The following is a 1,194-nucleotide window of genomic DNA, read 5'->3' as shown; positions in this document are numbered from 1 at the left end:
GCCACGTCCTTCATCGCCTCTTGGCGCCAAGGCATCCACCGAACGCCCTTCTCTCACTCTCCATCACCACATCCAGCCACCCACACGCAGTACCAAACCGCGCCAAATGACCCAAATGTAGCAATCATTAACCTCGTAACATTCGCTAACCAATCCGATACACTTGTGAAGGAACAGCCGTCCAGCCGCAGCGCCCATGGCCCCGCCTGCCGAACAGTGGTTTTGGAAGCGCGCCGCCCAGGCCCATGGCCCAGGCATCCCCCGGCAGCAGCGATCGCCGCCACCCCAGGAGAGGCTCGCCCGATCGCCAGCGGCGACAGGGCAAACATGGAGGCAACCGGATTCGAACCGGTGACCCCCTGCTTGCAAAGCAGGTGCTCTACCAGCTGAGCTATGCCCCCACACCGACCAAACGGCGGCAGAAGGCATCGCCGCTGGCAACCAGCCCGCATCAGTCTCCAACGGCTTTTCCCCGCCGCCGAGCGGCAGGAAAAATGGGCCAGGGAGGACTTGAACCTCCGACCCCACGCTTATCAAGCGTGTGCTCTAACCAACTGAGCTACTGGCCCCCATCCCCAGCCAGGCCAGGGCACCACGGCCCAGGCCCAGCCAGGCCCGTCATGGCCTGGGAGAAGGATGCGCGGACGGCGCCGGTCCCGATGGCAACCATCGGAACCGGGCACCGGCACGAGACCACCCGGCGACCCGGTCAGGCCGGCCAGGGGTGATGCACAATGGATCGGGATTGGCCAGGCGCCAGCGCCTCCCTCCGGAGATCGCGGCCCCAGCCTCGTCTATGGGCGATGCATCAGTTTGATCAGAAGCAGATCCAGCCGAGGGGCCGAAACCCCTCACCCCGGATCCGTTCCTTGAAAGGAGGTGATCCAGCCGCAGGTTCCCCTACGGCTACCTTGTTACGACTTCACCCCAGTCACTGACCCTACCGTGGCAGNAGGCCCGGGAACGTATTCACCGCGGCGTGCTGATCCGCGATTACTAGCGATTCCACCTTCACGCACCCGAGTTGCAGAGTGCGATCCGAACTGAGACGGCTTTTGGGGATCGGCTCGGCTTCGCAGCCTGGCGTCCCACTGTCACCGCCATTGTAGCACGTGTGTAGCCCAGCCCATAAGGGCCATGAGGACTTGACGTCATCCCCACCTTCCTCCGGCTTGTCACCGGCAGTTCCTCCAG

The 1,194-nt window shown here is 63.8% G+C and carries 2 tRNA genes and 1 rRNA gene; all 3 read right to left on the bottom strand.

The annotated features are described in order from the left end of the window. Positions 1-328 precede the first annotated feature (328 nt). Positions 329-401: transfer RNA gene (locus DOO78_RS26855), tRNA-Ala, on the bottom strand. Positions 402-495: 94 nt separating this feature from the next. Then, positions 496-569: transfer RNA gene (locus DOO78_RS26850), tRNA-Ile, on the bottom strand. Between the two features lie 303 nt (positions 570-872). After that, positions 873-1,194 (bottom strand): 16S ribosomal RNA (locus DOO78_RS26845); the annotation flags it as partial.

This window comes from Roseicella frigidaeris, assembly GCF_003258945.1.
GTDB lineage: Bacteria > Pseudomonadota > Alphaproteobacteria > Acetobacterales > Acetobacteraceae > Paracraurococcus > Paracraurococcus frigidaeris.
This window is presented reverse-complemented; position numbering and strand designations above follow the sequence as displayed.